Here is a 26,888-nt window from a genome sequence, read left to right as displayed (position 1 = left end):
GGGCGCCCATGCAGCGAATCTACGAGCCGGAAAACCTGATGGAAGGCGAGATGCTCAAGGGCATGCTCGCCAGTGAGGGCATCGAGGCGCACCTGGTGGGCCGGGATCTGCTGGGCGGCACCGGGGAATTGCCGATTTTCGGCCTGCTCGGCCTGTCGGTCGAAAACGACCAGGCCGAATACGCCCGCGAACTGATCACCGCGTACAATGCCGCGCTGCCGCTGCCCGGCGATGAACCGGAGAGCTTCCCCGGGACGCTGGTCTGTTAGGCTGACGTTCGTTTTATTTTTGAGTCGTGTTGCGCCATGTGTGGACGTTATGCCCTGTTTCGCTGGAACCGCGATTTCGCGGCCCTGCCCGGATTTCCCGCCGATCAGCAGGCGCAGTGGAACATTTCCCCCAATGATTCGGTGTTGATGCTGCGTGCCGAGGCCGACGGCCAACGCACCCTGGCCCGCGCCCGTTGGGGCCTGACGCCGCCGTGGCTGACCGATCTGTCGAAAACACCGGCGCATGCCCGGGCGGAAACGGTGGCCGAGCAACCGATGTTCCGCGAGGCGCTGCGCCTGCGTCGTTGTCTGTTGCCGGCCAACGGTTTCTACGAATGGCGCGGCAATCTGCGCAAGCGCCCGTACTGGCTGACGCCGGGGGAGGGCTCGTCGCTGTTTTTCGCGGCGATCTGGGAGGCGTATCCGGTGCAGGAGCAGGTGTGGCTGAGCACCGCCGTCATCACTCAGCCGGCGGCCAGTCAGCGCCGACCGTTGATTCTTGATGAGGCAGGGCAGGCGGCATGGCTCGATCCTGCGACGCCGCTGCATGTGCTGCAGGGCTTGCTTGCCAGTGAGCCCGCAGCGTTGCGCGAGCGGGTGTTGGCGAATCTGATCAATGATCCGAAGCTCAATGGGCCGGAATGCCTGACCCCGGGTTAAGTCAAAAGCCCCTCACCCTAACCCTCTCCCTGAGGGAGAGGGGACTGATTGGGGGATATTGACGAAATACACCGACTTGAACGCTCAGCTTTGAATCCATAATCGACTGGTTATTTCAGGTCAATGTATGACGGGAGACAGCTCGGTCAGTCCCCTCTCCCTTTGGGAGAGGGTTAGGGTGAGGGGTTTTTCGCTTTTCAGACCTTGAACTGATTGATCAACCGCCGCTGCTGCTCCGCCAATTTAGTCAGGCCGGCACTCGCCGAACTCGACTCATCCGCACCGCCCGCGACTTCATTCGCCACCTGACCGATATTGATCACGTTGCGGTTGATGTCATCGGCCACTGCGCTCTGCTCTTCAGCGGCACTGGCAATCTGCGTGTTCATGTCATTGATCACCGACACCGCCTGAGTAATCGTCTCCAGCGCCTCGGCCGCTTTCGCCGCGTGCTGCACGCTTTCGTCGGTGCGGTTCTGGCTGTCCTCCATGACTCGCACTACATCGCGGGTGCCCTGTTGCAGTTGCTGAATCATGCTCTGGATTTCTTCGGTGGCCTTCTGGGTCTTCTGCGCCAGATTGCGCACCTCGTCCGCCACCACGGCAAAGCCGCGACCCTGCTCGCCGGCCCGCGCCGCTTCGATCGCCGCGTTCAGCGCCAGCAGGTTGGTCTGCTCGGCGATCCCGCGAATCGCGGTGAGGATCGCGTTGATGTTTTCGCTGTCCTTGGCCAGCGTTTGCACCACGTCCACCGCTTTGCCGATTTCCAGCGCCAGCGCACCAATCGAGTTCGACGTATCACGGACGATCTGCATACCCTGACCGGCAGCCTGATCCGCATGGCTCGCTGCCTGAGCCGCTTGGGTAGCGTTGCGCGCCACGTCCTGCGCAGTGGCGGTCATTTCCTGCACCGCGGTGGCGACCTGATCGATCTCGGCCATTTGTTTCTGAATGCCGATGTTGGTGCGAATCGCGATGTCGGCAGTGTGCTCGGAGGAATCGCTGACGCTCTGCACCGACGTCACCACCTGCGTGATCATCGCCTGCAACTTGGCGAGGAAGGTGTTGAAGCCCTTGGCAATCGAGCCCAGTTCATCACTGCGATCACTGCTCAAACGACGGGTCAGATCGCCTTCACCTTTGGCAATGTCATCCAGCATGGCGACCATCTGCTTCAGTGGTCGGGCGATGCCGTGACCCACCAGCCAGATCACCAGCAGGCCGATGGCGGCGATGATCAGGCCGACCATGGCCATGCCGAAGGTGTCGGATTTGCGCTGTGCATCGAGATCGGCCTGGAGTTTTTGCAGATCGGCCATCACCGCGTTCAACGGCAGTTGCAGCATCAGCGTCCAGCGCGCGTCGGTCTGGCCGATGCCGAACGGCAGGTACAGTTCGATGCGGCCCTTGTCTTTGTTCACCGAGTAGGTGACTTCGCCGCGCTTGAGGTTGGCCATGTTGGCGATCTGCTCGGCGTCGAGGATGTCGCTGACTTTCTCGCCAAATTTGCTCGGGTCCTTGGTGTAGGCGACGATCCGGCCGTTGCCGCCGATCAGGGCCATTTGTCCGGCGCCGCCGTAAAGTTTCTGGTTGGCACCGAGGAGCATTTCCTGGATGAAGTTCACCGACAGGTCGGCGCCGACGATGCCCTGGAATGCGCCGTTGAGCATGATCGGTTCAATAAAGGAGGCGAGCATGACGATCTTGTCGCCGACCTTGTACGGCGCCGGATCGATCACGCAGGATTTCTTGCTCTCTTTCGAGCACAGGTAGTACTCGCTGGCCCGTACGCCAGTGGACAGGACTTTCTGGTCGTCGACGTCCGCCAGTTTGTCCAGGCCCAGGGTGCCGTCGTCATTGCGGAACCACCAGGGCAGGAAGCGCCCGTTGGCCGCGTCGATACCGACCACGCGGGTGCCGACGTAGGCCGCGTCATTGTGGTCCAGTGCGTTTTTTTTCCCAGCCGATGTAGGTGCCGAGAATCTTCGGATTCTGCTCGACGTTCTCCTTGATCAGGCTGATCAGTTGCTCGCGGCTGATGGTCAGTCGCGACTGGCCGTCGGCGCCCGGCGTGCCGAGCAGCGCGTTGACCCGCACCAGTCCGCCGGCAATCAGCAGCGGTGCTTCGAGTTCGCGCTGGATCTGGCTGACCTGAGTCTGCGCCAGCGAGGTCAGGCGTTGTTCGATGACTTGTTCGAACTGCGCCTGGGTGCGCTGTTGCACCATGTCTTGCGTGCGGGCACCGGAAAACAGCGCGTACAGCACCAGCGCGGCGACCACGCTGAGCACGATGGCGCCGGCCAGGGCGGCGACGGAAAACTGGATCGACTTGAACTTCATGGGAGCTCCGCACGCGAGAGGACGTCTGCGCTGTTGTATCGGCAGCAGGCATTGGGCCATGAGGGCCGTGCGAAGCAATGCGCGGCAGATGTCGCAAATGGATCAGTGTGCGGCGCAGCTGTGCAGGGCTTGCGCAGGCGTGTGAATTTTTTCCTACAGGGACGGCGGCCAATTTCTGAAAGTGCATGCAACGCGTCTGTTGTATCTGGCGTCGATACAATTGACCCCCTACGATACGCGACAGGTTTTCAGGGAGCTTTTGAATGAACAAGACATTGGTTGTAAGTGCACTGAGCGCAGCGCTGTTGCTGGCAGGTTGTCAGTCGGTCAACACCACCAGCGGCGGGGCCGTCGGTGTGGAGCGCAAGCAGTACATGTTCAGCATGCTGTCCTCGCAAGAGGTCGACCAGATGTATGCCCAGTCCTATCAGAAGACCGTTGGCGAGGCGTCGAGCAAAGGCGTGCTGGACAAGACCAGTCCGGAGGCCAAGCGGGTTCAGGCGATTGCCAACCGGCTGATCGCCCAGGCGCCGAACTTCCGTCCGGACGCGGCGCAGTGGCAATGGGAAGTCAATCTGATCAAGAGCGATGAGCTCAACGCCAACTGCGGCCCTGGCGGCAAGATCATTGTCTACACCGGGCTGATCGACAGCCTGAAACTGACCGACGATGAAATCGCCGCAGTCATGGGCCATGAAATCGCCCACGCCCTGCGCGAGCACGGTCGTGAAGCGATGTCCAAGGCTTATGGCATTGAAATGGCCAAGCAGGGTGCCGGTGCGTTGCTCGGTCTGGGTCAGGACAGCCTGGCGCTGGCCGACACCGTGGCCAACTACGGCATGACCTTGCCCAACAGCCGCGCCAACGAAAACGAAGCCGACCTGATCGGTCTGGAGCTGGCCGCTCGCGCCGGCTACAACCCGAACGCGGCGATCACCCTGTGGGACAAGATGAGCAAGGCTTCTGAAGGCGCACCGCCGGAATTCATGAGCACCCACCCGGCCTCGACCAGCCGGATCGCCTCGCTGCAGGCGGCGATTCCGAAGGTGATGCCGCTGTACGAAAAAGCGCCGAAGTCCTGAGTCCATCGCAGTTTCTGTGACTGATGGGATTTATTGTGGCGAGGGGATTTATCCCCGATGGGCTGCGGAGCAGCCCTAAACCTGTAACTACGGTATGTCTGACACTCTGAGACATCAGGTCTTGGGGGCGCTTCGCACCCCATCGGGGATAAATCCCCTCACCACAGGTCACAATGACAGGTCAGGAGGCCGGGTTAGATCCAGCCACTGCTCTGCATCGCCTTGTACACCGCAACGATCGCCAGAATGAAGAACGCCGAAGCGGCCAGGCGACGGATCAGGGTCAGCGGCAGTTTCTCCGCAGCAAAATTACCCGCCAATACCACCGGCACGTTGGCAATCAGCATGCCCGCCGTGGTGCCGATGATCACCAGCCACAGCTCCGGATATTGCGCCGCCAGCATCACGGTGGCGATCTGCGTCTTGTCACCGATTTCCGCAAGGAAGAACGCGATCAGCGTGGTCAGGAAGGGGCCGAACTTGCGTGCGGTGCTGGCTTCATCGTCGTCCATCTTGTCCGGGACCAACGTCCACAGCGCAGTGGCGGTAAAACTCGCGGCGAGAATCCAGTGCAGGACCGAGTCTGAGAAGAAGCTGCCGAACCAGGCGCCTACCGCACCGGCTGCTGCGTGGTTGGCCAGGGTCGCAGCGACAATACCGGCAATGATCGGCCAGGGTTTGCGAAAGCGAGCGGCGAGAATCAGCGCGAGCAGTTGCGTCTTGTCGCCGATTTCGGCCAAGGCAACGATTGCGGTGGGAACGAGTAACGAGTCCAGCATCAGGATTTTCCTAAGGGGCGGGTCGACACGGCTATGACACGTACAGCCTTCCCGCCCCGGGTAAGGTGTGCGTGTCATAGGTCTTGTCAAACCCTGCGATCCGTCTGGTGCGGACGCTTGGGTCGCATACGCCATGATCTGAGGATCAAGTATGTTGACGTATGCCGGACGAGCTTGGCGCTCGTGGGAGACTACTCCCCTAGGACGGAGCGGATTCTGCCTAGGCAGAATCCATTCGGCAAGTGCTAATTTTCAGCCGCGCTTGGCCCGGTAAATCCGGAAACCATTGCCTTCGGCCTTGATTGCACACACGCCCAGATGCTCTTCGATCAGTGGCTGATACTTCAGGAAGCTGTTCGCAACCAGGCGCAGTTCGCCGCCGTTTTTCAGATGTTTGGCCGCTTTTCGCAGCAAGTTCTCGGTAGCAAAATAATCGGTGTGCACGCCGACATGGAACGGCGGATTGCTCAGAATCGCGTTCAAACCCATCGGTGCAGCGTCGATGCCATCACCGGTCAGCACCTCGGCTTCCAGACCGTTGGCCGCCAATGTCAGGCGACTGCTGGCGGCGGCGAAGGCATCGACGTCGAGCAGGGTCACCTGATTGTGCGGATAGCGACGTTTGACCGCCGCGCCCAACACCCCGGCGCCACAACCGAAGTCCAGCAGGTGACCGCTCGGCAATTTGTCCAGATGCTCCAGCAGCAGGGCGCTGCCGCGGTCCAGTCGACCATGGCTGAACACGCCCGGCAGACTGATGACTTTCAACGGGCCTTCGGCCAGTGGCAGCTCATAAGTCTGCGCCAGGCTTTCCAGCGATTTGGCTTCGGGTGCATTGGCCACGGTGACTTGCCACAGTTGGCAGTGACGGGCGCTGTCGAGTTTGCGCGGCTTGCCGAACGGGTTGAGCTGCTTGGACGCCCCCTCGATACCGCTGCGTTTTTCCCCGACCAGAAACACCTCGCGCCCGGGCAGACGTGCGGCCACGGCATTGAGGATGTAATCGGTCAGATCCTTGGACTTGGGCAGAAACACCACGGCGCTGTCGAATTCGCGCTCCGGCACATTCACACCGAAATGGCTGCGACCTTCGAAGCGCGCATCGAGTGCCGCTTGATCGCCGGCATGCCAGCACCAGCCGAACGCATTGGGCAGGCGCCCGAGCAAATCGTCGGCAGGCAAACCGGCCAGCAACAGCGAACCCTGGAATAACTCGGCCTGACGAAGCAGTACTTCACTGCGCGGATCCATAACTGCTCCTTGAAAAAAAAGTGCCGCAGTTTATCAACTGACGACCCGCAGCGCTGTACCGCTGAAGAACGCCTGAGCGTTTTCGGTCAATTGGCCGACGATACGCTGCCGCGCTTCGCGACTGCCCCAGGCGTTGTGCGGGGTGACGATCAGCCGCGGAATATCCGCCGCAAGTAGCGGATTGCCGTTGACCGGCGGTTCGACACTCAACACATCAGTAGCCGCGCCGCCGAGGTGACCGTTGCGCAGGGCATCGGCCAAGGCTTGCTCGTCGATCAAACCACCGCGAGCGGTGTTGACCACAAACGCGCCGGGTTTCATCGATGCCAGCTCGCGGGCGCCGATGAAGTGCCGGGTGTGTTCGTTGAGCGGGCAGTGCAGGGTCAGGGCATCGATCTGCGGCAGCAGTTCGGCCAGTGGCAGACGATCCGGGCGCGCCGGGCGGCCCGGAATCTGTCCGAGCAATACACGCATGCCGAATGCTTCGGCCAGGCGCGCGACCGCACCGCCGAGTTCACCGTGACCGAGCAGACCGAGGGTTTTGCCTTCCAGTTCGACAATCGGGTAGTCGAGCAGGCAGAACTGTCTGGCCTGCTGCCAGCGACCCTCGCCGACGGCTTTCTGATAATCCGCCAGGCGGGTGGCGAGGTTGAGCAGCAACATGATCGTGTGCTGCGCCACCGACGGCGTGCCGTAACCCTGACAGTTGCACACGGTGATGCCATGGGCGCAGGCCGCGTCCAGATCGACGTTGTTGGTGCCGGTGGCGGTGATCAGGATCAGTTGCAGATCCGGGTTGGCGGCCATCGCGGCGGCGTCGATGCGGATCTTGTTGGTGATCGCCACGCTGGCACCGTGCAGGCGCTCGCTGACCTGTTCAGGCAAGGTCTGAGCGAACAGTTGCAGAGCGCTGAAGCAGGCGCGCAACGGGCTGAGGTCGAGATCGCCGAGATCCAGAGACGGGTGATCGAGGAATACGGCGCGGCGCGGGTTCGTCATCAACTGTACCTTTTGTGCTTGGAACGGAAGGCGTAATCTGCCGAGCCTACCAGATGAAACAAATGGTTACGCACAGCGCCCGCAATACTCTGTGGCGAGGGAGCTTGCTCCCGCTGGGCTGCGAAGCAGACCCAAACCCATTCACCGTACTGTGTCAGGCACACCGGTGTTTCAGGTTTTACGACTGCTGCGCAGCCGAGCGGGAGCAAGCTCCCTCGCCACAGGGTTTGAGCCAGTTGATGAATTGTTTTTACTCATTAAAGAGGAGCCCCCATGTACTGGACCGAGTTCTTGACCGTTGCACTGATCCACCTGTTGGCCGTGGCCAGCCCCGGCCCGGACTTTGCCGTGGTGGTGCGCGAGAGCGTGACCCATGGTCGTCGCGCCGGCACCTGGACCGCGCTGGGTGTGGGCACGGCGATTTTCCTGCACGTGGGCTATTCGCTGCTGGGCATCGGCCTGATCGTGTCGCAGTCGATCGTGCTGTTCAACGCCTTGAAATGGGCTGCGGCGGCGTACCTGCTGTACATCGGCTTCAAGGCTTTGCGCGCGCAGCCGGCGAAAACCGTCACCGATGACTTGCACAAGGAAGCCGGCGTGCGCACCGCTCGCGGCGCCTTCACTTCGGGTTTCGTCACCAACGGCCTGAACCCGAAAGCCACGCTGTTCTTCCTCTCCCTGTTCACCGTGGTGATCAACCCGCACACGCCGCTGGCGGTGCAGGCCGGTTACGGGGTTTATCTGGCGGTCGCGACGGCTGTCTGGTTTTGCCTGGTGGCGATGCTGTTCAGCCAGCAGCGCGTGCGCGCCGGTTTTGCCCGCATGGGCCACTGGTTCGACCGCACCATGGGCGCAGTGCTGATCGCGATCGGCGTGAAACTCGCCTTCACCGAGATGCACTAAGAGCTGAAACCCGATCAAACTGTGGGAGCGAGCTTGCTCGCGAAGGCGTCGGATCAGTCGATATCACAGGTGACTGGAAGATTGCTTTCGCGAGCAAGCTCGCTCCCACAGGGGAGATGGGGAATTCCTACACGAGTTGGCTGAGTTTGCTCAGATTATTCAGGTACTCCCGGGGATTTTCCCCAAGCAAACGGCGAAACATCGCGCTGAACGCCCGCGCGCTGCCGTAGCCCAAGTCCCGTGCCACGCTTTGCACGCTGTCCCCGGCGAGCAGGCGCGGCAGGGCTTCCATCAGGCGCAGTTGCTGGCGCCAGGCGTTGAAACTCATCTTCAGTTGTCGCTGGAACAGCCGCGCCAGGGTGCGCGAGCTGGCGCCGACCTGCTGCGCCCAGTCTTCCAGGGTGTTGGGGTGATCGGGGGTGTGCAGCAACGCCAGACAGATGTTTTGCAGGCGCCGGTCAGTAGGCATCGGAATGTGCAGCGGCAGGTTTTCCAGGCCGGCCAGTTCTTCCAGCATCAACTGCTGGATCAATGGATTGTCAGCATGCGGCGGGCCCTGCACGGCGCGCAGGATCAACTCGCGCAACAGCGGCGTCACCGCCAGCACGCAGCACTGTTGCAGGCTGGCCGGTGACAGTTCGGGGGCGATGAACAGTGAGCGCATCTGCACATCGCCGGACATGAAAATCTCGTGCGCGACCTGCGGCGGAATCCACACCGCGCGGCTCGGTGGAATCACCCAGGCACCAAAATCGGTGACCACCCGCATGATCCCTCTGACGGCATACAGCAACTGCGCCTCGCGGTGCAGGTGCAGCGGCTGGTGGGCACCGTCCAGATAATCCCGGGGATAGGCACTTACCGGGCCGTGTTCGAAATGGCTGATCAACATGTCGGGTTTGATGACCTGAATGGCAGATATGCGCTTTTTCGCCAACTTAGCATAGGCCGCTCATAACAATCCGCCCACAACACACTCAAGCGTGCTGCCATGAATCAATCCCGAAACGTCATACGCTACGTCAACGCTGCCCATGTGATCGATCACATGTTCATGCTGATTTTTCCCGCCGCCGTGCTCGGCATGACCCAGGCTTTTGGCCTCGACTACGCCGCGCTGATCGGTCTGTCACTGGGTGGCTTCATTGCCTTCGGTGCCTGTTCGCTGCCGGCCGGCTGGCTGGGTGATCACTGGAGCCGGCGGCAGATGATGCTGGTGTTTTTCTTCGGCATCGGCGCCTCGGCGATCTTCACCGGGTTGAGCAGCAGCCCGACGATGCTGGTGATCGGGCTGACCCTGATCGGCATTTTTGCGGCGATCTACCACCCGGTGGGTACCGCGATGCTGGTGGCCTACGCGCAGAACCGTGGCCGGGAAATCGGCATCAACGGCATGTGGGGCAACCTCGGCGTGGCGTTTTCGGCGCTGATCACCGGGTTGCTGGTGGCGCAATTCGGCTGGCGCTCGGCCTTTGTGTTACCGGGTGTGGTGGCGATTGCGCTGGGTATCGGTTTTGCCCTGCAGGTGCGTGAAGAGCCGATCCCGCAGCGTCCGCACACCGTGCTGAAAGGCGCTGCCGGTCAGAAGATTTCGATGCTCATGGTGTTCGGTGTGCTGGCGCTGGCGACGGCCACTGGCGGTGTGGTGTTCAACGCCACCACCATGACCTATCCGAAGCTGTTTCAGGAGCGTCTGCATGACCTGTTCGCCTCGCCGCAAACCCTTGGCGTGGTGGTCAGCCTGGCGTATGCCTTCGGCGCGGTGGCGCAGTTGAGCATCGGGCAGGTGCTGCATCGGGTCAGTCTGAAATGGCCGTTTCTGGTGCTCACGTTGTTTCAGGCACCGCTGTTATACGGCATGGCCCATGTCGATGGCTGGGCGGTGATCGTGCTTGGAGCGGCGTTCATGTTCGTGGTGTTTGGCCAGGTCACGGTGAACGACTCGATGGTCGCCAATTTCGTTGCACCGCAGTGGCAATCCCGGGTGTTCGCCCTGCGTTACTGCCTGTCGTTCGGCGCCAGTGCGACGGCGATTCCGCTGATTGCCTACGTCGAGCCGCGCCATGGTTTCGTCGGGCTTTACCTGATTCTGGCGGGTTTTGGCGCGTTGACCTTCCTCGCTGCCGTAGCTTTCCCACGCACACCTTCCGAAGCGGCTGTAGGACAAGCCGCCTGAGTGGGGCTGAATACCGGCAAATGCTGGCTCAAAGCTAGCATTTGTACGGCTGTGCAAATCATTCCTTCGGCTGATTTGACTGGGGTATAACGGCTCTAGAGTAATGCTCTCTACGCCAACACCGTGCAGCCAGAAAAGGGATTCATATGTTGCAGACTCGCGTCATTCCCCCGGCCGATGGGGCCTACCAGTATCCATTGCTGATCAAACGGCTGCTGATGTCCGGCGCCCGTTACGAGAAAACCCGCGAGATCATTTACCGAGACCAGTTGCGTTACAGCTATCCGACTCTGATCGAGCGGGTTGCGCGGCTGGCCAATGTGTTGACGGCGGCGGGGGTGAAGGCGGGTGACACCGTGGCGGTGATGGACTGGGACAGCCATCGCTACCTCGAGTGCATGTTTGCCATCCCGATGATCGGCGCGGTGATCCACACGATCAACGTGCGCCTGTCGCCGGAACAGATCCTCTACACCATGAACCACGCCGAGGATCGCTTCGTGCTGGTCAACAGCGAGTTCGTCGGGCTGTATCAGGCCATCGCGCCGCACCTGACCACGGTGCAGAAAACCCTGCTGCTGACCGATTTGCCGGAAAAGACCGCCGAGCTGCCGAATCTGGTCGGCGAGTACGAGCAACTGCTGGCCGCTGCGAGCCCGCAGTACGACTTCCAGGACTTCGACGAGAACTCGGTCGCCACCACCTTCTACACCACTGGCACCACCGGTAACCCGAAAGGTGTGTACTTCACCCATCGGCAACTGGTGCTGCACACCATGGGCGTGTCGACGATCATGGGCGCGATCGACAGCGTGCGCCTGCTCGGCACCAACGATGTGTATATGCCGATCACCCCGATGTTCCATGTGCATGCCTGGGGCCTGCCGTACGTGGCGACCATGCTCGGGCTCAAACAGGTTTACCCGGGGCGTTACGATCCGGAGTTTCTGGTCGAGCTGTGGCGCAAGGAGAAGGTCACGTTCTCCCACTGCGTGCCGACCATCCTGCAAATGCTGCTCAACGCCAAAGGCGCGCAAGGCACGGATTTCGGTGGCTGGAAGATTGTCATCGGTGGCAGTGCGCTCAATCGCACGCTGTATGAGACCGCCAAGGCCCGAGGCATTCAGCTCACGGCGGCGTACGGCATGTCCGAGACCGGGCCATTGGTCTCGTGTGCGCATCTGAACGACGAACTCATGGCTGGCACCGAAGACGAGCGCACCACTTACCGGATCAAGGCCGGTGTGCCGGGGCCGCTGGTGGAAGCGGCGATCGTCGATGGCGACGGCAACTTCCTCCCCGCCGACGGCGAGACTCAGGGCGAACTGGTGCTGCGCGCGCCGTGGCTGACCGAGGGCTATTTCAACGAACCGCAGAAGGGCGCCGAACTCTGGGCCGGTGGCTGGCTGCACACCGGGGATGTGGCAACGCTCGACAGCATGGGCGTGATCGACATCCGCGACCGCATCAAGGACGTGATCAAGACCGGTGGCGAGTGGATCTCTTCGCTGGACCTCGAAGACCTGATCAGCCGTCATGTGGCGGTGCGTGAAGTAGCCGTGGTGGGGATTGCCGATCCGCAGTGGGGCGAGCGGCCGTTTGCCCTGCTGGTGATCCGCGAAGGGCACGAGATCGGGGCGCGCGAACTCAAGGAACACCTCAAGCCATTCGTGGAGCTGGGACACCTGAGCAAGTGGGCGATTCCGAGCCAGATCGCCCTTGTTACGGAAATTCCCAAGACCAGTGTCGGCAAACTCGACAAGAAGCGCATCCGCCTCGACATCACCGAATGGCAGGCCAACAACAGTACCTTCCTCTCGACGCTCTGAGCGTCTGCTGGCGCGCCGAAAACGGCGCGCCAGACCCACCAAGCAAGCGCTTGGCTTGTGAAATCGAAAAAATCAGCCATCCTTGCCGGGCCGACATGTGTCGGACTGGCGAAAGGACTGTTCCAGAGTGGCCGGCAGCTGCAAATCACACTTTAGAGGGATCAAGCAGTAGCACCTGCTGGCTATAGTCCGCTCAAGGATTTTTAAGAACGGGGCACACGCACAAACGGGGCGATGCAATTTTGGAGTGACGTCGGGTGGCTACTGGCTCCCGGTCTTCCAGGCGTTTTTAAAAGTACTCACTGCCATAACAATAATGCACATGGAGTAGCGTCGATGACATCAGTAAACCAGTTCTGGCGCCGGGCTAAACTGCCTCTGGCCGTCAGTCTTGCCTCTACGCTCGCCGGGCCCGCATTCGGCGTCAGTTTCAACGTCGGTGAAATCGAAGGCCAGTTCGATTCCTCGCTCTCCCTGGGCATGAGTGTTTCGACCCAGCAGCCGAACAAGGATCTTATTGGTGTCAACAACGGCGGCAAGGGCTTGTCCCAGACCTCCGACGACGGTCACTTGAACTTCAAGAGCGGGCAAGCCTTCTCGAAGATCTTCAAGGGTATCCATGATCTCGAATTGAAATACGGTGACACCGGGGTCTTCGTCCGGGGCAAATACTGGTACGACTTCGCGCTGCAGAATCAGGACCTGGAATACAAGGACGTCAGCAACCACAACCGCGACGTCGCAGCGCGTTCTTCCGGCGGGCAGATCCTCGACGCCTTCGTCTACCACAACTACTCGATTGCCGATGAACCGGGTTCGGTGCGTCTGGGCAAGCAGGTGGTGAACTGGGGTGAAAGTACCTTCATCGGCGGCGGCATCAACTCGATCAACCCGATCGACGTGTCCGCGTTCCGCCGTCCGGGTGCCGAGATCAAGGAAGGTTTGATTCCGGTCAACATGTTCTACGTGTCGCAGAGTCTCACCGAGAACCTGTCGGCCGAAGGTTTCTACCAGATCGACTGGCAGAAGACCGTGACCGACAACTGCGGCACGTTCTTCTCGCAGCCGGACATCGTTACCACTGGTTGCGACGACAACCTGCGGGTGCTGAACAAGCGTTCGACCATTCCGGGTATTGCGCTCGGGCCGTTGGCCAACGCTGGCGTCGACGTCAACGAAGAAGGTGTGCTGGTGCGCCGTTCGCCTAACCGCAACGCCCGTGACAACGGGCAATGGGGGGTTTCCGCCAAGTACATGTTCGACCCGCTGGCCACCGAGTTCGGCGCCTACTTCATGAACTACCACAGCCGTGCGCCGATCTTCAGCGCCACCGGTGCGCCACAGTCGATCTATAACGGCGTCAAGGCATTGCCAGGGCCGTTCCAGGCACTGGGCCCGCTGGTGGTGGCAGGCAACTCGGAATACTTCATCGAATACCCTGAAGACATCCGCCTCTACGGTTTGAGCTTCTCCACTACCCTGCCTACCGGTACGGCGTGGAGCGGTGAGGTCAGCTATCGGCCGAATGCGCCGGTGCAACTGAACTCCACCGACATTCTGTTCGCCGGCGTACGTCCGCTGGGTGGTGCGTTGACCAATGCGTCGATCCTCAACGGCGTGCCGGGCCAGGATCTGCACGGTTACAACCGTAAGGAAATCACCCAACTGCAAACCACCCTGACGCACTTCTTCGATCAGGTGATGGGCGCCAACCGTCTGACCCTGGTAGGTGAAGTCGGCGTGACCCACGTCGGTGGTCTGGAAAGCAAATCCGAAGCCCGTTACGGCCGCGATCCGGTGTTCGGTCCGGGTGAACTGCCGTCGACCGGCGGCCTCAACACCTGCTCGCAAATCCTCAATACCTCGACCATCAATGGCGCAGGGGCCGGGGCTTCGAACAGCAACGTGGCCAGCAACTGCAACAACGACGGTTTCACCACAGCGACCTCGTGGGGCTATCGCGGTCGGGCAATCTGGGATTACAGCGACGTGTTCGCCGGCGTGAACCTCAAGCCGAACGTGGCCTGGTCCCATGACGTCAAAGGTTACTCGCCTGGCCCTGGCGGCAACTTCGAGGAAGGTCGCAAGGCCGTCAGCCTCGGGCTGGATGCCGAATATCAGAACACCTACACCGCGAGTCTGAACTACACCAACTTCTTTGGTGGTCGCTACAGCACGGTTGATGATCGCGACTTCGTTGCACTCAGCGTTGGCGTGAACTTCTAAGCACAGTTTTTTCAGGACGAACACACATATGAAAATAACAAAGAGTCTGTTCCACGCGGGTGTTCTGGGGCTTTCGCTGCTGGCGACCGGCGTCATGGCGGCAGTGCCTGCTGCCGAAGCCGACAAGCTCGGCAAAAGCCTGACACCCATGGGCGCCGAAATGGCCGGCAACGCCGACGGTTCGATCCCGGCCTGGAAACCGCTGCCGAAGAATGCCGGCACGGTTGACAGCAAGGGCTTCCTGTCAGACCCGTACGCCGGTGAAAAACCACTGTTTACCATCACCGCGCAGAACGTCGAGCAGTACAAGGCCAAGCTTGCTCCGGGCCAGTACGCGATGTTCAAACGTTACCCGGACACCTTCAAGATGCCGGTGTATCCGTCCCATCGCGGTTCGACCGTGCCGGATAGCGTATTCGCCGCGATCAAGAAGAACGCCACCACCACCAATCTGGTCGCCGGCGGCAACGGTCTGGAAAACTTCGATACCGCCGTGCCGTTCCCGATTCCGAAAAGCGGTCTGGAGGTGATCTGGAACCACATCACCCGTTATCGCGGTGGCAGCGTGACCCGTCTGGTGACCCAGGCGACTCCGCAAACCAACGGCTCGTTCAGCCTGGTGTACTTCCAGGACCAGTTCGTGTTCCGCGACAAGATGAAGGACTACGATCCGGCCAACCCTGGCAACATCCTGTTCTACTTCAAGCAGAAAGTGACCGCGCCGGCACGTCTGGCCGGTACCGTGCTGCTGGTGCATGAAACCCTCGATCAGGTGAAAGAACCGCGCAAGGCCTGGGTCTATGCCACTGGTCAGCGCCGTGTCCGTCAGGCGCCACAAGTGTCGTATGACGGTCCGGGCACTGCCGCGGACGGTCTGCGTACCTCCGACAACCTCGACATGTACAACGGTGCACCGGATCGCTACGACTGGGCGCTGGATGGCAAGAAAGAGATCTATATTGCCTCCAACAGCTACAAGATCGATTCGCCAAACCTGAAGTACACCGACATCATCAAGGCCGGTCACATCAACCAGGACCTGACCCGTTACGAGTTGCGTCGTGTCTGGCACGTGGTCGCCACCCTGAAACCGGGTCAGCGCCACATTTATGCCAAACGTGACTTCTACATCGACGAAGACACCTGGCAGGCAGCGGTCATCGACCACTACGACGGTCGCGGTCAGCTGTGGCGAGTAGCCGAGGCGCATGCCGAGGACTACTACGACAAGCAAGTACCGTGGTACGCGCTGGAAGCCCTGTACGACCTGCAATCGGGCCGCTACCTGGCGCTGGGCATGAAGAACGAAGAGAAGCAGGCGTATGACTTCGGTTTCTCTGCCACCAAGAGCGAATTCCAGCCGGGCAACCTGGGCCAGGACGGTATCCGCTAAGCTTTGACCCGAGGCCGCATCCTCGAAAAAACGCCCCGACTGGTTCGGGGCGTTTTTTTGCCCGGCGTTATTGGCTGAACCTTTTTGTAGCCATTTGTAGCAGCAACCTTCATAACCGCTACGTTTAAGGCTAGGCTGCGGACATCTGCTACGCCGCCAACAGCCATTCAAACAAGAGCCGGCCATGACTGATCTGTCCCCGCTTCCGGGTCCTGCAAGCGTTGCCGTCGCGACACTGGACGGACGTTTTTTTCGTCCGCCACTGCCCGACGGCTATGTGTTGCGACCGCGTCTGTGTGAACGCCTGAGCGCCGGACTCGCGGGACGGCTGTTGCTGGTCTGCGCCCCCGCCGGCTTCGGCAAGAGCTCGCTGGCGGTGGAGTTCTGTCAAAGCCTGCCGGCGCACTGGCAAAGTCTTTGGCTGGGATTGAGCCCGCGGGATAACGATCCGGGGCGCTTTCTCGAGCGGTTGCTGGAAGGGCTGCAGGATTACTTTCCGGATCTGGGCAGTCGCGCGCTCGGCCTGTTGAAGATGCGTCAGCGCCATCAGCCGTTTGCCTTCGAAGAATGGCTCGACGGCTTGCTCGACGAGTTGTCGCTGCAACTGCAACCCACCGCGCCGTTGCTGCTGGTGCTCGATGATTACCATCTCGCCCAAGGCCCGGTGCTCGATCGTTGCCTGCAGTTCTTCCTCAATCATTTGCCCGATGGCTTGCTGGTCATGGTCACCAGTCGCCAGCGCCCGGACTGGCATCTGGCGCGCCTGCGCCTGTCACGGCAACTGCTGGAACTGCATGAACAGGATCTGCGCCTGACCCACGATGAGGCGCTGACACTGCTCGACCGACACAGCAGTTCATTGCGTGGCGAGGCGCTGGAAAACCTGATCCAGCGCAGCGAGGGGTGGGTGGCCGGGCTGCGTTTCTGGTTGCTGGCGGCATCCGAAGCCGGTAGCGAGGCCTCGTTGCCGCAAGCGCTGAACGGCGGGGAAGGGCTGATTCGCGACTACCTGCTGGAAGAAGTCATCGACTGCCTGCCCGCCGAAGTGCAGGCGTTTCTCTACGACACCGCTCCTCAGGAGCGCTTTTGCAGCGAGCTATGCGACGCGGTGCGCGAAGCCCACGACAGCGCCGAAATCCTGCGGTTTCTGTTGGCGCATCAGGTGTTTCTGGTGCCGCTGGACGAACACGGCCACTGGTATCGCTATCACCATTTGTTTTCCGATCTGCTGCGCAGCCGGCCCGTTGCTCGACCGTTGGTGCCCGCCGCGACGTTACACCTGCGCGCCTGTCGCTGGTTCAATGCGCAAGGCCTGCTCGACGAAGCGGTCGAACAGGCCTTGCGCGCCGGGCATCTGGATGTGGCGGCCAATCTGGTGCAGAACCTGTCCGAGGAACAACTGCTCGCCGAGCAGAACGTCGGCATGCTGCTGCGCTGGAAAATGGACTTGCCCGACAGCCTGCTGATCAGCACGCCACGCTTGATCGTGCTGTACAGCTGGGCGCTGGGGCTGGCCTGTCAGCTTGATGCCGCTGAAGAGCTGGCCAGTCATTTAAGTCGTTTCCTGCCGGCGCCTTCGGCCTCTGCGCAAAAGTCGATGCTCGCACAATGGCTGGCGCTCAGCGGGATCATCGCCCGTGGGCGTGGTCATCGGGAATTGACTCAACGCTATTGCAGCGAAGCGCTGGAAAGCCTGCCGGCCAAGCGCTACGGGCAGCGCCTGATGTGCCTGTCGACCCTGTCCAACCTGGCGATTGCCGACGGCGATCTGTGGCGTGCGCGGGGCCTGAATCGCGAATCCCTTGAGCTGGCGCAGCGGGTCGGCAATCCGTTGTTCGAAGCCTTGGCGCATTACGACCGGGCGCGGGTCCTGCAATCGCGGGGGGAAATACTGCGCGCCCTGGATGAGGTGCATCAGGGCCTTGATCGTCTGCGCGGGCTGTCGGCGCAACGTCTGTACGCGGTGCGTGCGCGGCTGACGCTGTATGAAGGTTTTCTGCTGTCGATGCGCCTGCAACCGCAGCAGGCCCGAGCCCGATTGCTGAGCGGTCTGGCCGAAGCGCGGGCCTGCCGCGATATCAGCGTATTGATCGGTCACTGCGTGATCGCCCGTCTGGACGGCAGCGCCGGCGAGTTCGCCAAGGCCTTCGCCGAACTCGCTGAAGCCGAGCGTCTGATGCACATCTGGGATGTGCCGCCGATCTACTACCTGGCGATGATCACCCTGGTCAAATGCGAACTGTGGCTGGCGCAGGGCCGTACCGATCTGGCCGAAGCCTGGCTGGCGCGACTTGGCCAGACCTACACCGGCGAGCGCGCAGCGGCGCCACCGGAGTTTCATCCACAGTTGCCGCTGCACGTCGAACTGCAGCAGGCGTTGCTTGATGTGATCAAAGGCCAGCCGATGCTCGCCGAAGGGCGACTGAACGTGCTGCTGGAAAACGGTCAGCAAACCGGACGCCAGTTGCTGTGTGTCATGGCGCTGGCGCAGAAGGTCGCCTTGTTGCTGGGCACCGGCCGCGAACCGGAGGCGCGCAAGGCGTTGAGTCAGGCGCTGGAAGCGGCGGCTGGCGGCGTGATACAGCCGTTTGACGCGCTGATCAGAGAATATCCGGACTGGTTACGCAGCCAATTGCACGCCTCACCGGCGTTGGCAGGACAGCCGTTACTGGCGCATTTTCCGCTGGTGGCGACTCGGCCAGTGGTTGAGTCCGCCGCTGCTGAACAACTCAGCAGCCGGGAGCTGGCGGTGCTGCGCTTGATTGCTCAAGGCTGTTCCAATCAGGAAATCAGCGAACAGCTGTTCATTTCGCTGCATACCGTGAAAACCCATGCCAGCCATATCAACAGCAAGTTGGGGGTTGAGCGGCGTACGCAGGCGGTGGCGCGGGCCAAGGCGCTGGGGTTAATGATCTAGTGCCGGTAAAATCTTCGGCATCAGCGGTTTCCACCGCCGTCGAATATTGAACAGGATTGCCTCATGACTGTTACAGCACCTGCGCTCATCCGCGAAACCTTCCCCGTCGGCCCGCTCCAGTGCAACTGCACGATCATCGGCGATCCGCTGACGAAAAAAGCCATCGTCGTCGACCCGGGCGGCAATCCCGATCTGATCATGGCGCGCCTCGATGCACTGGGTCTGAAAGTGGTCAGCATTATCCACACTCATGCGCATCTTGATCATTTTCTCGCCTCCGGACAGATGAAAGAGAGAACCGGCGCAACGCTGCATCTGCACAAAGAGGATCAGTTCCTGTGGGACAACCTCGAAATGCAATGCCAGATGTTCGGCGTGCCGTACACGCCGGTGCCATCGCCGGATCGCTGGTTGAGCGACGATGAAGAACTGGCTTGCGGCTGCGGTGTGGCGCTGCATACGCCGGGACATACACCCGGTTCCATGAGCTTTTGGTTTTCCGAGGCTAAGCTGTTGATTGCCGGCGACACGTTGTTTCGTCGTGGCGTAGGACGCACGGATTTGTGGGGCGGCGATCAGGCGACCATCGTGCGATCAATCAAGCAGCGGCTGTACACCCTGGACGAAGATGCGACAGTGGTCGCTGGGCATGGTCCGGACACGCGTCTTGGGGATGAAATGCGGGAAAACCCGTTCGTGCGCGCCTAAACATTTTGTCACGAGTGTGCAGCGGAATTTTTGTGCATTGTCATGATCCAACGCCCGCACAGGTCTATTGCCTAGGGCCGCTGCCACACAGAATGCGAAAACCAGGAGCTCTTCATGTTCACCACGCCTCGTTTGATTATTGTTGCTACCGCTGTGGCCATGTTGGCCGGCTGCGCCTCGCCCAACCCGTATGACAATCAGGGCCAGGCCGATGGCGGTGGTGTGAGCAAGACCGCTAAATACGGCGGCCTCGGCGCTTTGGCCGGTGCGTTGGCCGGTGCTGCCATCGACCACAACAACCGTGGCAAGGGCGCGTTGATCGGCGCAGCTGTCGTCGGTGCTTCGGCCGCCGGCTACGGCTATTACGCCGATCAGCAAGAGAAAAAATTGCGCGCCAGCATGGCCAACACCGGGGTTGAAGTTCAGCGTCAGGGCGATCAGATCAAGCTGATCATGCCGGGCAACATCACCTTCGCCACCGATTCGGCGAACATCGCCCCAAGCTTCTACCAGCCGCTGAACAACCTGGCGAACTCGCTGAAAGAGTTCAACCAGAACCAGATCGAAATCGTCGGCTACACCGACAGCACTGGCAGCCGCCAGCACAACATGGACCTGTCCCAGCGTCGTGCGCAGAGCGTGGCGACCTACCTGACGTCGCAAGGTGTCAGCGGTGCCAACCTGAGCGCCCGTGGTGCCGGCCCGGATAACCCGATTGCCAGCAACGGCGACGTCAATGGCCGTGCGCAGAACCGCCGCGTCGAGGTCAACCTGAAGGCGATTCCGGGTCAGCAGTATGGTGGTCAGCAGCAGCCGCAGCCGGGCACAGTGCAGCAGTATCCGTAAGTGAATGCTTGAGTGAAGAAATGCCCGGTCCTGGTGATCGGGTATTTTTTTGTGTGGCCTGTGCTGGCCCCTTCGCGAGCAAGCCCGCTCCCACAGTGATCGGTGTTGATAACCAACTTTGTGTTCACACAAAACCCTGTGGGAGCGGGCTTGCTCGCGAAGGGGCCGGGCCAATCACCATCAAATCATCAGATACAAAAAAGCCCCCGGACAACCGAATTGTCCGGGGGCTTTTTGTTGGGCGCGAATCCCGATTATTTCTTCAAACCATAGTGCTCATCGAGCATGCCCGGCGAGTTCGGGTTTTTCGGCGCGTAGTCGCGTGGCGGCTCCTGATCGCGCGGCGGCGTCAGGCGTTCGCGCGGTGCCTGGGCGGCATCGGCGTGCAAAGCGGCGATCAGGCGTTGACGGGTCTGCTCGTCCAGGGCCAGGCGGTTGGCGCCCTCGGCGAGATGATCCTGCACTTCCTGATAGCTCTGGGTCAGCTTCTTGACCAGCGTCGCGGTGCTGTTGAAGTGGGTGACCACCTCGTTTTGATAGCTGTCGAAACGCTCCTGGATATCATCCAGTTGACGCTGCGTGCGGCTCGGCGCGGCATTCGGTGCGACGCGAGCGATCAGGAATCCAATGGCGACACCCACAACCAGGGCAAGAGTCGGTAACAACCAAACTAAGAGCGAGTGTTCCACGAGTCCTTCCTCTATAAACGGCTTTGCTTTACGTTAACGGCTCGAACCTGCGCTGTATACCGCGATTCACTCGCAATAGATTGGCACAGACAATTTGCTAGACGAGTCGACCCGATTCGAGGTCACGGAGTTCCTTCCTTGCTGATGCGTGAAACCCCTGTAGTGATTGCCGGCCCAGTCGGCCAGATTGAAGCGCTGTACCTGGATAACGAGCAGCCAAACGGCATCGCGCTGATCTGCCATCCCAACCCGGTGCAGGGCGGCACCATGCTCAACAAGGTCGTCTCGACCCTGCAGCGCACCGCGCGCGACGCCGGTCTGATTACCTTGCGCTTCAACTATCGCGGTGTCGGCGCCAGCGAAGGTACGCACGACATGGGCAGCGGTGAAGTCGACGATGCTCAGGCTGCCGCCGCATGGCTACTGGAAAAGCATCCGGAGCTGCCGCTAACCCTGTTCGGTTTCTCCTTCGGCGGATTTGTTGCAGCAAGTCTCGGCGGTCGTCTTGAAGCTCAAGGCGTGCAGCTCAAGCAGCTGTTCATGGTCGCGCCAGCGGTGATGCGTCTGGGCGATCAGGATCAACTGCCACAGCACGGCGAGCTGACCGTGATCCAGCCGGAAACCGACGAAGTGATCGATCCGCAACTGGTCTACGACTGGTCGGCAAAACTCCAGCGCCCCCATGAGCTGCTGAAAGTGGCAGAATGCGGACACTTTTTTCATGGCAAGCTGACCGATCTCAAGGATCTGATCCTGCCGCGTCTCTCGAATTGATTGCAGTCTGACAAGCGATTACCCATGACGAACCGTACCCGTATCCTCACCGGCATCACCACCACCGGCACGCCGCACCTGGGCAACTACGCCGGCGCCATTCGCCCGGCGATCCTCGCCAGCCGCGACAGCAATGCCGATTCGTTCTACTTCCTGGCCGACTACCACGCCCTGATCAAATGCGATGACCCGCTGCGCATCCAGCGCTCGCGTCTGGAAATCGCCGCGACCTGGCTGGCCGGTGGCCTCGATGTTGACCGTGTGACCTTCTATCGCCAGTCCGACATCCCGGAAATCCCTGAGCTGACCTGGCTGCTGACCTGCGTCGCGGCCAAGGGCCTGCTCAACCGTGCGCACGCCTACAAGGCTTCGGTGGACAAGAACGTCGAAACCGGTGAAGACCCGGATGCCGGGATCACCATGGGCCTCTACAGCTACCCGGTGCTGATGGCGGCGGACATCCTGATGTTCAACGCGCACAAGGTGCCGGTCGGTCGCGACCAGATCCAGCACGTGGAAATGGCCCGTGATATCGGTCAGCGCTTCAACCATCTGTTTGGCCAGGGCAAGGAGTTCTTCACCATGCCCGAAGCACTGATCGAGGAAAGCGTGGCAACCCTGCCAGGCCTCGATGGGCGCAAGATGTCTAAGAGCTACGACAACACCATTCCGCTGTTCTCCAGCGCCAAAGAGATGAAGGACGCGATCTCGCGGATCGTCACCGACTCCAAGGCGCCGGGCGAGGCGAAAGATCCGGACAACTCGCACCTGTTCACTCTGTTTCAGGCGTTCGCAACGCCTGCGCAGGCTGACGAATTCCGTAGCGAACTGCTCGGTGGTCTGGGCTGGGGCGAGGCGAAGAACCGTCTGTTCCAGTTGCTGGATAACGAGCTGGGCGAGTCCCGCGAGCGTTACCACCAGTTGATCGAGCGCCCGGCGGATCTGGAAGACATCCTGCAACACGGCGCGAAAAAGGCCCGTGCGGTGGCGACGCCGTTCCTCAACGAGCTGCGCGAAGCGGTCGGTCTGCGTTCTTTCGTCAATCAGGTGCAAGTTGCTGCGACCACCAAGAAGAAGGCCGCGAAAGCCGCACGTTTCGTCAGTTTCCGTGAAGACGACGGCAGCTTCCGTTTCCGTCTGCTGGCGGCCGATGGCGAGCAACTGCTGCTGTCGCGCAACTTCGCCGACGGCAAAACCGCCGGGCAGGTGACCAAGCAACTGCAGGCCGGTCAGGCGTTGGACATTCGCAATCAAGACCTGAGCTTCAGCGTGTGGCTGGAAGGCGAGTGCGTTGGCGACAGCCCGACGTTCGCCGACGCTGCTGCGCGGGACGCGGCCATCGAGGCTCTGCGCGTTGCGCTGACCCCGGTTCAGGACTAATCCGCGGCGCGGCCCGACCAAGGGCTGATTGCCATTCCTACGGGCCGTCGCTACAGTGACGGCCCGTTTTTGTTGCCTTGCTAACGAATTATGACGCCCCTAGAACGATACCAAGCTGATCTGAAACGCCCGGACTTCTTCCATGACGCCGCGCAGGAAACTGCTGTGCGTCATCTGCAGCGCCTGTACGACGATCTGATCGCGGCCGAGCAGAACAAGCCGGGTTTGCTGGGCAAGCTGTTTGGCAAAAAGGATCAGACGCCGGTCAAGGGTCTGTACTTCTGGGGCGGCGTGGGCCGCGGCAAGACTTACCTGGTCGACACCTTCTTTGAAGCGCTGCCGTTCAAGGAAAAGACCCGCACTCACTTCCACCGCTTCATGGAGCGTGTGCACGAAGAGATGAAAACCCTCGGCGGCGAGAAAAACCCGCTGACCATCATCGCCAAGCGTTTTGCGACCGAGTCGCGAGTGATCTGCTTCGATGAATTCTTCGTCTCCGACATCACCGACGCGATGATCCTCGGCACGCTGATGGAAGAGCTGTTCAAGAACGGCGTGACCCTGGTCGCGACCTCGAACATCGTTCCGGACGGCCTGTACAAGGACGGCCTGCAACGTGCGCGCTTCCTGCCGGCCATCGCGCTGATCAAGCAGAACACCGAAATCGTCAACGTCGACAGCGGTGTCGACTACCGTCTGCGTCATCTCGAACAAGCGGAGCTGTTCCACTATCCGCTGGACGAAGCGGCGCACGAAAGCCTGCGCAAGAGCTTCAAGGCACTCACACCAGAGTGCACCGCAGCGGTCGAGAACGATGTGCTGATCATTGAAAACCGTGAAATCCGTGCCCTGCGCACCTGCGACGACGTGGCCTGGTTCGACTTCCGCGAACTGTGCGACGGCCCGCGCAGCCAGAACGATTACATCGAGCTGGGCAAGATCTTCCACGCCGTGCTGCTCAGTGGTGTCGAGCAGATGAGCGTCACCACTGACGACATCGCCCGTCGCTTCATCAACATGGTCGACGAGTTCTACGACCGTAACGTCAAGCTGATCATTTCTGCCGAAGTCGAGTTGAAAGACCTGTACACCGGCGGACGCCTGACGTTCGAATTCCAGCGTACGCTCAGCCGTCTGCTGGAGATGCAATCGCACGAATTCCTGTCGCGGGCGCACAAGCCTTAAACAGCTTCGGCAAAGAAAAAGGGCCTGCAATTGCAGGCCCTTTTTTATGCGACGCAGTACCCCTGTGGGAGCGGGCTTGCTCGCGAATGCGGTGTGTCAGCTAAATAGATGCCAACTGAAAGTACGCTTTCGCGAGCAAGCCCGCTCCCACAGTAGTTTTGTGCGTAGGTTGCGAGTTATGCAGCCTGCTGAAACTGCTGCCGATACTGGTTTGGTGACAGCTCCGTATGCTGGCGGAACAGTCGCGCAAAGAAGCTCGCATCGTCGTAACCGACCTCATAACTGATGGTCTTGATGCTTTTTCGACTGCCGGACAGCAAGCCCTTGGCGGTCTCGATACGCAGCCGTTGCAGGTAGTGCAGAGGTTTGTCGCCGGTGGCGGTCTGGAAGCGACGCATGAAATTGCGGATGCTCATGCCGTGCTCGCGGGCCACGTCTTCGAAGCGGAACTTGTCGGCGAAATGCTCTTCGAGCCAGTGCTGGATCTGCAGGATGATCACGTCCTGGTGCAGCTTCTGGCCGCCGAAACCGATACGTCCCGGCGAGTAACTGCGCTGCACTTCATACAGAATGTCGCGGGCCACGGCTTGCGCGACGTTGGCGCCACAGAAGCGTTCGATCAGGTAAATATAGAGGTCGCAGGCTGAAGTGGTGCCGCCGGCGCAATACAGATTGTCGGCGTCGGTCAGGTGCTTGTCCTGATTGAGGTACACCTTGGGGAAGCGCTCGGCGAAGGCATTGAAGAAGCGCCAGTAGGTGGTCGCTTCCTTGCCATTGAGCAGTCCGGCCTCGGCCAGCCAGAACACCCCGGTGGCTTCGCCGCACAATACGGCGCCGCGGGCGTGCTGCTCGCGCAGCCATGGCAGGATCTGCGGATAACGGCCGCAAAGCGTATCGAAATCGTCCCAGAACGCCGGGAGGATAATCACGTCGGCGTTTTCCAGGGCGCCGTCCACCGGCATCATCACGTCACTGAAACTGTTCACCGGTTTACCGTCGGGGCTGACCAGGCGGGTTTCGAACGCCGGAGTCAGGCCGTGGCCCAGTTGTTTGCCGTAACGCAGGCTGGCTAGATGGAAGAAATCCTTGGCCTGCATGAGGGTGGAGGCGAAAACCCGGTCGATTGCCAGGATGCTGACGCGCCGCAAGGGCGTGGAGACTTGCTTGGACATAATTCAACTTTTGTTTTGTTTTTATAAGGGAAAGTGGTCACCAGACGGCTGGATCGTCTTATTTTTTGTCGGATGTGTCCAGTGTCCTGTAGCTGAGGTGAGGCTTAGTCTCTGAAGGTCATATCCCTCCAACAAGAATGAAAGGTGCCGCATGATCCCCAGAACCTTGTTCAGCTCCGAGCACGAATTGTTCCGCGACAGCGTACGAACCTTCCTCGAAAAAGAGGCCGTGCCGTTCCATGCGCAGTGGGAGAAACAAGGCCACATCGACCGCAAACTGTGGAACAAGGCGGGGGAGGCGGGGATGCTCTGCTCGCATCTGCCGGAGGAGTATGGCGGTCTGGGGGCGGACTTTCTGTACAGCGCGGTGGTGATCGAAGAGGTCGGTCGTCTCGGCCTGACCGGTATCGGTTTCTCGCTGCATTCGGACATCGTTGCGCCGTACATCCTGCATTACGGCAGTGAAGCGCTGAAGCACAAGTACCTGCCGAAACTGGTCTCGGGCGAGATGGTCAGCGCGATTGCGATGACCGAGCCGGGCGCCGGTTCCGACCTGCAAGGGGTCAAGACCACCGCAGTGCTGGATGGCGACGAGTATGTGATCAACGGCTCCAAGACCTTCATCACCAACGGCTTCCTCGCTGACCTGGTGATCGTGGTCGCCAAGACCGATCCAAAGGCCGGCGCCAAGGGCACCAGCCTGTTTGTGGTGGAAGCGAATACGCCGGGCTTCGAGAAGGGCAAACGCCTGGAGAAGGTCGGAATGAAGGCTCAGGACACGTCGGAATTGTTCTTCCAGGACGTGTGCGTACCGAAAGAAAACCTGCTGGGTCAGGCCGGCGCAGGGTTTGCCTACCTGATGCAGGAATTGCCGCAGGAACGTCTTACGGTGGCGATTGGTGGCCTGGCCTCAGCCGAAGCCGCGCTGAAATGGACGCTGGATTACACCCGTGATCGCAAGGCGTTCGGCAAGGCAATTGCCGACTTCCAGAACACCCGTTTCAAACTGGCGGAAATGGCCACGGAAATTCAGATCGGTCGAGTATTTGTCGACAAGTGCCTGGAATTGCATCTGCAGGGCAAGCTCGACGTGCCGACAGCGGCGATGGCCAAATACTGGGGCACCGACCTGCAATGCAAGGTGCTCGACGAGTGCGTGCAGTTGCATGGCGGCTACGGCTTCATGTGGGAATACCCGGTGGCGCGGGCATGGGCGGATGCGCGCGTGCAGCGCATATATGCCGGCACCAATGAGATCATGAAGGAGATCATTGCGCGGTCGCTGTGAGTTTTGCAGTGAATTGACAGGC

At 60.7% G+C, this 26,888-nt stretch carries 21 protein-coding genes, 1 pseudogene and 1 riboswitch; of the genes and pseudogenes, 15 read left to right on the top strand and 7 right to left on the bottom strand.

Annotated features, from left to right (window positions below; translation table 11 throughout):
• The first annotated feature begins 8 nt into the window (after positions 1-8).
• The gene (locus V9L13_RS15725) at positions 9-269 is read left to right on the top strand and encodes a DUF2007 domain-containing protein (RefSeq protein WP_003228093.1); all 261 of its coding nucleotides are present in this window, start codon (positions 9-11) and stop codon (positions 267-269) included.
• A gap of 36 nt (positions 270-305) precedes the next feature.
• Entirely contained in the window at positions 306-929 is a 624-nt protein-coding gene (locus V9L13_RS15720; RefSeq protein WP_338799979.1) for an SOS response-associated peptidase, read from the top strand.
• Positions 930-1,126: 197 nt separating this feature from the next.
• Here V9L13_RS15720 and V9L13_RS15715 read toward each other — a convergent pair.
• Positions 1,127-3,269: pseudogene (locus tag V9L13_RS15715) on the bottom strand (methyl-accepting chemotaxis protein).
• A 263-nt stretch (positions 3,270-3,532) separates the two neighbouring features.
• Between V9L13_RS15715 and V9L13_RS15710 the strand changes: the two are divergent.
• The gene (locus V9L13_RS15710; protein ID WP_338799978.1) at positions 3,533-4,351 is read left to right on the top strand and encodes a M48 family metallopeptidase; all 819 of its coding nucleotides are present in this window, start codon (positions 3,533-3,535) and stop codon (positions 4,349-4,351) included.
• 194 nt (positions 4,352-4,545) lie between these two features.
• Here the strand turns inward: V9L13_RS15710 and V9L13_RS15705 are convergent, their stop codons facing one another.
• The 3 genes from V9L13_RS15705 to V9L13_RS15695 all read right to left on the bottom strand — a co-directional run bounded on the left by V9L13_RS15705 (position 4,546) and on the right by V9L13_RS15695 (position 7,380).
• Complete coding sequence (locus V9L13_RS15705) at positions 4,546-5,130, bottom strand: TMEM165/GDT1 family protein (protein ID WP_003228090.1); 585 nt, start codon at positions 5,128-5,130, stop codon at positions 4,546-4,548.
• Positions 5,131-5,219: 89 nt separating this feature from the next.
• Positions 5,220-5,342, bottom strand: a riboswitch (yybP-ykoY riboswitch).
• A 40-nt stretch (positions 5,343-5,382) separates the two neighbouring features.
• On the bottom strand, positions 5,383-6,381 hold the full coding sequence (locus V9L13_RS15700) for a class I SAM-dependent methyltransferase (protein ID WP_003228088.1): 999 nt from the start codon (positions 6,379-6,381) through the stop codon (positions 5,383-5,385).
• A 33-nt stretch (positions 6,382-6,414) separates the two neighbouring features.
• The gene (locus V9L13_RS15695; protein ID WP_338799976.1) at positions 6,415-7,380 is read right to left on the bottom strand and encodes a 2-hydroxyacid dehydrogenase; all 966 of its coding nucleotides are present in this window, start codon (positions 7,378-7,380) and stop codon (positions 6,415-6,417) included.
• Positions 7,381-7,653: 273 nt separating this feature from the next.
• Between V9L13_RS15695 and V9L13_RS15690 the strand changes: the two genes are divergently transcribed.
• Positions 7,654-8,283: a LysE family transporter gene (locus tag V9L13_RS15690; protein ID WP_003228086.1), complete on the top strand. Its 630-nt coding sequence runs from the start codon at positions 7,654-7,656 to the stop codon at positions 8,281-8,283.
• Positions 8,284-8,410: 127 nt separating this feature from the next.
• Here the strand turns inward: V9L13_RS15690 and V9L13_RS15685 are convergent, their stop codons facing one another.
• On the bottom strand, positions 8,411-9,175 hold the full coding sequence (locus tag V9L13_RS15685; RefSeq protein ID WP_338799975.1) for a helix-turn-helix transcriptional regulator: 765 nt from the start codon (positions 9,173-9,175) through the stop codon (positions 8,411-8,413).
• Positions 9,176-9,274: 99 nt separating this feature from the next.
• Between V9L13_RS15685 and V9L13_RS15680 the strand changes: the two genes are divergently transcribed.
• The 7 genes from V9L13_RS15680 to V9L13_RS15650 all read left to right on the top strand — a co-directional run bounded on the left by V9L13_RS15680 (position 9,275) and on the right by V9L13_RS15650 (position 20,378).
• On the top strand, positions 9,275-10,459 hold the full coding sequence (locus tag V9L13_RS15680) for an MFS transporter (protein WP_338799974.1): 1,185 nt from the start codon (positions 9,275-9,277) through the stop codon (positions 10,457-10,459).
• A gap of 146 nt (positions 10,460-10,605) precedes the next feature.
• Positions 10,606-12,288 carry a fatty acid--CoA ligase gene (locus V9L13_RS15675; protein WP_338799973.1) on the top strand — a complete coding sequence of 561 codons (1,683 nt, stop codon included), beginning with the start codon at positions 10,606-10,608 and terminating at the stop codon, positions 12,286-12,288.
• A gap of 336 nt (positions 12,289-12,624) precedes the next feature.
• Entirely contained in the window at positions 12,625-14,514 is a 1,890-nt protein-coding gene (locus V9L13_RS15670) for a DUF1302 domain-containing protein (RefSeq protein ID WP_338799972.1), read from the top strand.
• Between the two features lie 28 nt (positions 14,515-14,542).
• Complete coding sequence (locus V9L13_RS15665) at positions 14,543-15,907, top strand: DUF1329 domain-containing protein (protein WP_003228077.1); 1,365 nt, start codon at positions 14,543-14,545, stop codon at positions 15,905-15,907.
• A gap of 184 nt (positions 15,908-16,091) precedes the next feature.
• Positions 16,092-18,824, top strand: coding sequence for a LuxR C-terminal-related transcriptional regulator (locus V9L13_RS15660; protein WP_338799971.1), 2,733 nt, complete (start codon positions 16,092-16,094; stop codon positions 18,822-18,824).
• Positions 18,825-18,887: 63 nt separating this feature from the next.
• Positions 18,888-19,532 (top strand): MBL fold metallo-hydrolase, encoded by a 645-nt coding sequence (locus V9L13_RS15655; protein ID WP_338799970.1) that lies wholly within the window; start codon positions 18,888-18,890, stop codon positions 19,530-19,532.
• A gap of 114 nt (positions 19,533-19,646) precedes the next feature.
• Positions 19,647-20,378, top strand: coding sequence for an OmpA family lipoprotein (locus tag V9L13_RS15650; protein WP_003228074.1), 732 nt, complete (start codon positions 19,647-19,649; stop codon positions 20,376-20,378).
• Between the two features lie 254 nt (positions 20,379-20,632).
• Here V9L13_RS15650 and V9L13_RS15645 read toward each other — a convergent pair whose 3' ends face one another.
• The gene (locus V9L13_RS15645; RefSeq protein WP_262143278.1) at positions 20,633-21,067 is read right to left on the bottom strand and encodes a DUF1043 family protein; all 435 of its coding nucleotides are present in this window, start codon (positions 21,065-21,067) and stop codon (positions 20,633-20,635) included.
• 144 nt (positions 21,068-21,211) lie between these two features.
• On the opposite strand from V9L13_RS15645, the gene V9L13_RS15640 reads away from it, so the two are divergent.
• From V9L13_RS15640 to zapE, 3 genes are all read left to right on the top strand, one after another.
• Positions 21,212-21,841 (top strand): alpha/beta fold hydrolase, encoded by a 630-nt coding sequence (locus tag V9L13_RS15640; protein WP_338802875.1) that lies wholly within the window; start codon positions 21,212-21,214, stop codon positions 21,839-21,841.
• 24 nt (positions 21,842-21,865) lie between these two features.
• On the top strand, positions 21,866-23,221 hold the full coding sequence (locus V9L13_RS15635) for a tryptophan--tRNA ligase (protein WP_262143277.1): 1,356 nt from the start codon (positions 21,866-21,868) through the stop codon (positions 23,219-23,221).
• Between the two features lie 90 nt (positions 23,222-23,311).
• Positions 23,312-24,406, top strand: coding sequence for a cell division protein ZapE (gene zapE / locus V9L13_RS15630; protein ID WP_338799969.1), 1,095 nt, complete (start codon positions 23,312-23,314; stop codon positions 24,404-24,406).
• 176 nt (positions 24,407-24,582) lie between these two features.
• Here the strand turns inward: zapE and V9L13_RS15625 are convergent, their stop codons facing one another.
• On the bottom strand, positions 24,583-25,503 hold the full coding sequence (locus tag V9L13_RS15625) for a GlxA family transcriptional regulator (protein ID WP_338802874.1): 921 nt from the start codon (positions 25,501-25,503) through the stop codon (positions 24,583-24,585).
• Positions 25,504-25,729: 226 nt separating this feature from the next.
• On the opposite strand from V9L13_RS15625, the gene V9L13_RS15620 reads away from it, so the two are divergent.
• Entirely contained in the window at positions 25,730-26,866 is a 1,137-nt protein-coding gene (locus V9L13_RS15620) for an acyl-CoA dehydrogenase family protein (RefSeq protein WP_338799968.1), read from the top strand.
• Positions 26,867-26,888: the final 22 nt, after the last annotated feature.

This window comes from Pseudomonas sp. RSB 5.4 (assembly GCF_037126175.1).
GTDB lineage: Bacteria > Pseudomonadota > Gammaproteobacteria > Pseudomonadales > Pseudomonadaceae > Aquipseudomonas > Aquipseudomonas fluorescens_H.
This window is presented reverse-complemented; position numbering and strand designations above follow the sequence as displayed.

Bases quoted from the DNA above. Each gene is read 5' to 3' on its own strand.
- V9L13_RS15635 (WP_262143277.1), top strand. From the start codon at position 21,866: ATGACGAACCGTACCCGTATCCTCACCGGCATCACCACCACCGGCACG.
- V9L13_RS15660 (WP_338799971.1), top strand. From the start codon at position 16,092: ATGACTGATCTGTCCCCGCTTCCGGGTCCTGCAAGCGTTGCCGTCGCG.
- V9L13_RS15655 (WP_338799970.1), top strand. From the start codon at position 18,888: ATGACTGTTACAGCACCTGCGCTCATCCGCGAAACCTTCCCCGTCGGC.
- V9L13_RS15725 (WP_003228093.1), top strand. From the start codon at position 9: ATGCAGCGAATCTACGAGCCGGAAAACCTGATGGAAGGCGAGATGCTC.
- V9L13_RS15710 (WP_338799978.1), top strand. From the start codon at position 3,533: ATGAACAAGACATTGGTTGTAAGTGCACTGAGCGCAGCGCTGTTGCTG.
- V9L13_RS15620 (WP_338799968.1), top strand. From the start codon at position 25,730: ATGATCCCCAGAACCTTGTTCAGCTCCGAGCACGAATTGTTCCGCGAC.
- V9L13_RS15640 (WP_338802875.1), top strand. From the start codon at position 21,212: ATGCGTGAAACCCCTGTAGTGATTGCCGGCCCAGTCGGCCAGATTGAA.
- V9L13_RS15670 (WP_338799972.1), top strand. From the start codon at position 12,625: ATGACATCAGTAAACCAGTTCTGGCGCCGGGCTAAACTGCCTCTGGCC.
- V9L13_RS15675 (WP_338799973.1), top strand. From the start codon at position 10,606: ATGTTGCAGACTCGCGTCATTCCCCCGGCCGATGGGGCCTACCAGTAT.
- V9L13_RS15700 (WP_003228088.1), bottom strand. From the start codon at position 6,381: ATGGATCCGCGCAGTGAAGTACTGCTTCGTCAGGCCGAGTTATTCCAG.
- zapE (WP_338799969.1), top strand. From the start codon at position 23,312: ATGACGCCCCTAGAACGATACCAAGCTGATCTGAAACGCCCGGACTTC.
- V9L13_RS15680 (WP_338799974.1), top strand. From the start codon at position 9,275: ATGAATCAATCCCGAAACGTCATACGCTACGTCAACGCTGCCCATGTG.
- V9L13_RS15685 (WP_338799975.1), bottom strand. From the start codon at position 9,175: ATGTTGATCAGCCATTTCGAACACGGCCCGGTAAGTGCCTATCCCCGG.
- V9L13_RS15665 (WP_003228077.1), top strand. From the start codon at position 14,543: ATGAAAATAACAAAGAGTCTGTTCCACGCGGGTGTTCTGGGGCTTTCG.
- V9L13_RS15705 (WP_003228090.1), bottom strand. From the start codon at position 5,130: ATGCTGGACTCGTTACTCGTTCCCACCGCAATCGTTGCCTTGGCCGAA.
- V9L13_RS15690 (WP_003228086.1), top strand. From the start codon at position 7,654: ATGTACTGGACCGAGTTCTTGACCGTTGCACTGATCCACCTGTTGGCC.
- V9L13_RS15625 (WP_338802874.1), bottom strand. From the start codon at position 25,503: ATGCAGGCCAAGGATTTCTTCCATCTAGCCAGCCTGCGTTACGGCAAA.
- V9L13_RS15720 (WP_338799979.1), top strand. From the start codon at position 306: ATGTGTGGACGTTATGCCCTGTTTCGCTGGAACCGCGATTTCGCGGCC.
- V9L13_RS15650 (WP_003228074.1), top strand. From the start codon at position 19,647: ATGTTCACCACGCCTCGTTTGATTATTGTTGCTACCGCTGTGGCCATG.
- V9L13_RS15695 (WP_338799976.1), bottom strand. From the start codon at position 7,380: ATGACGAACCCGCGCCGCGCCGTATTCCTCGATCACCCGTCTCTGGAT.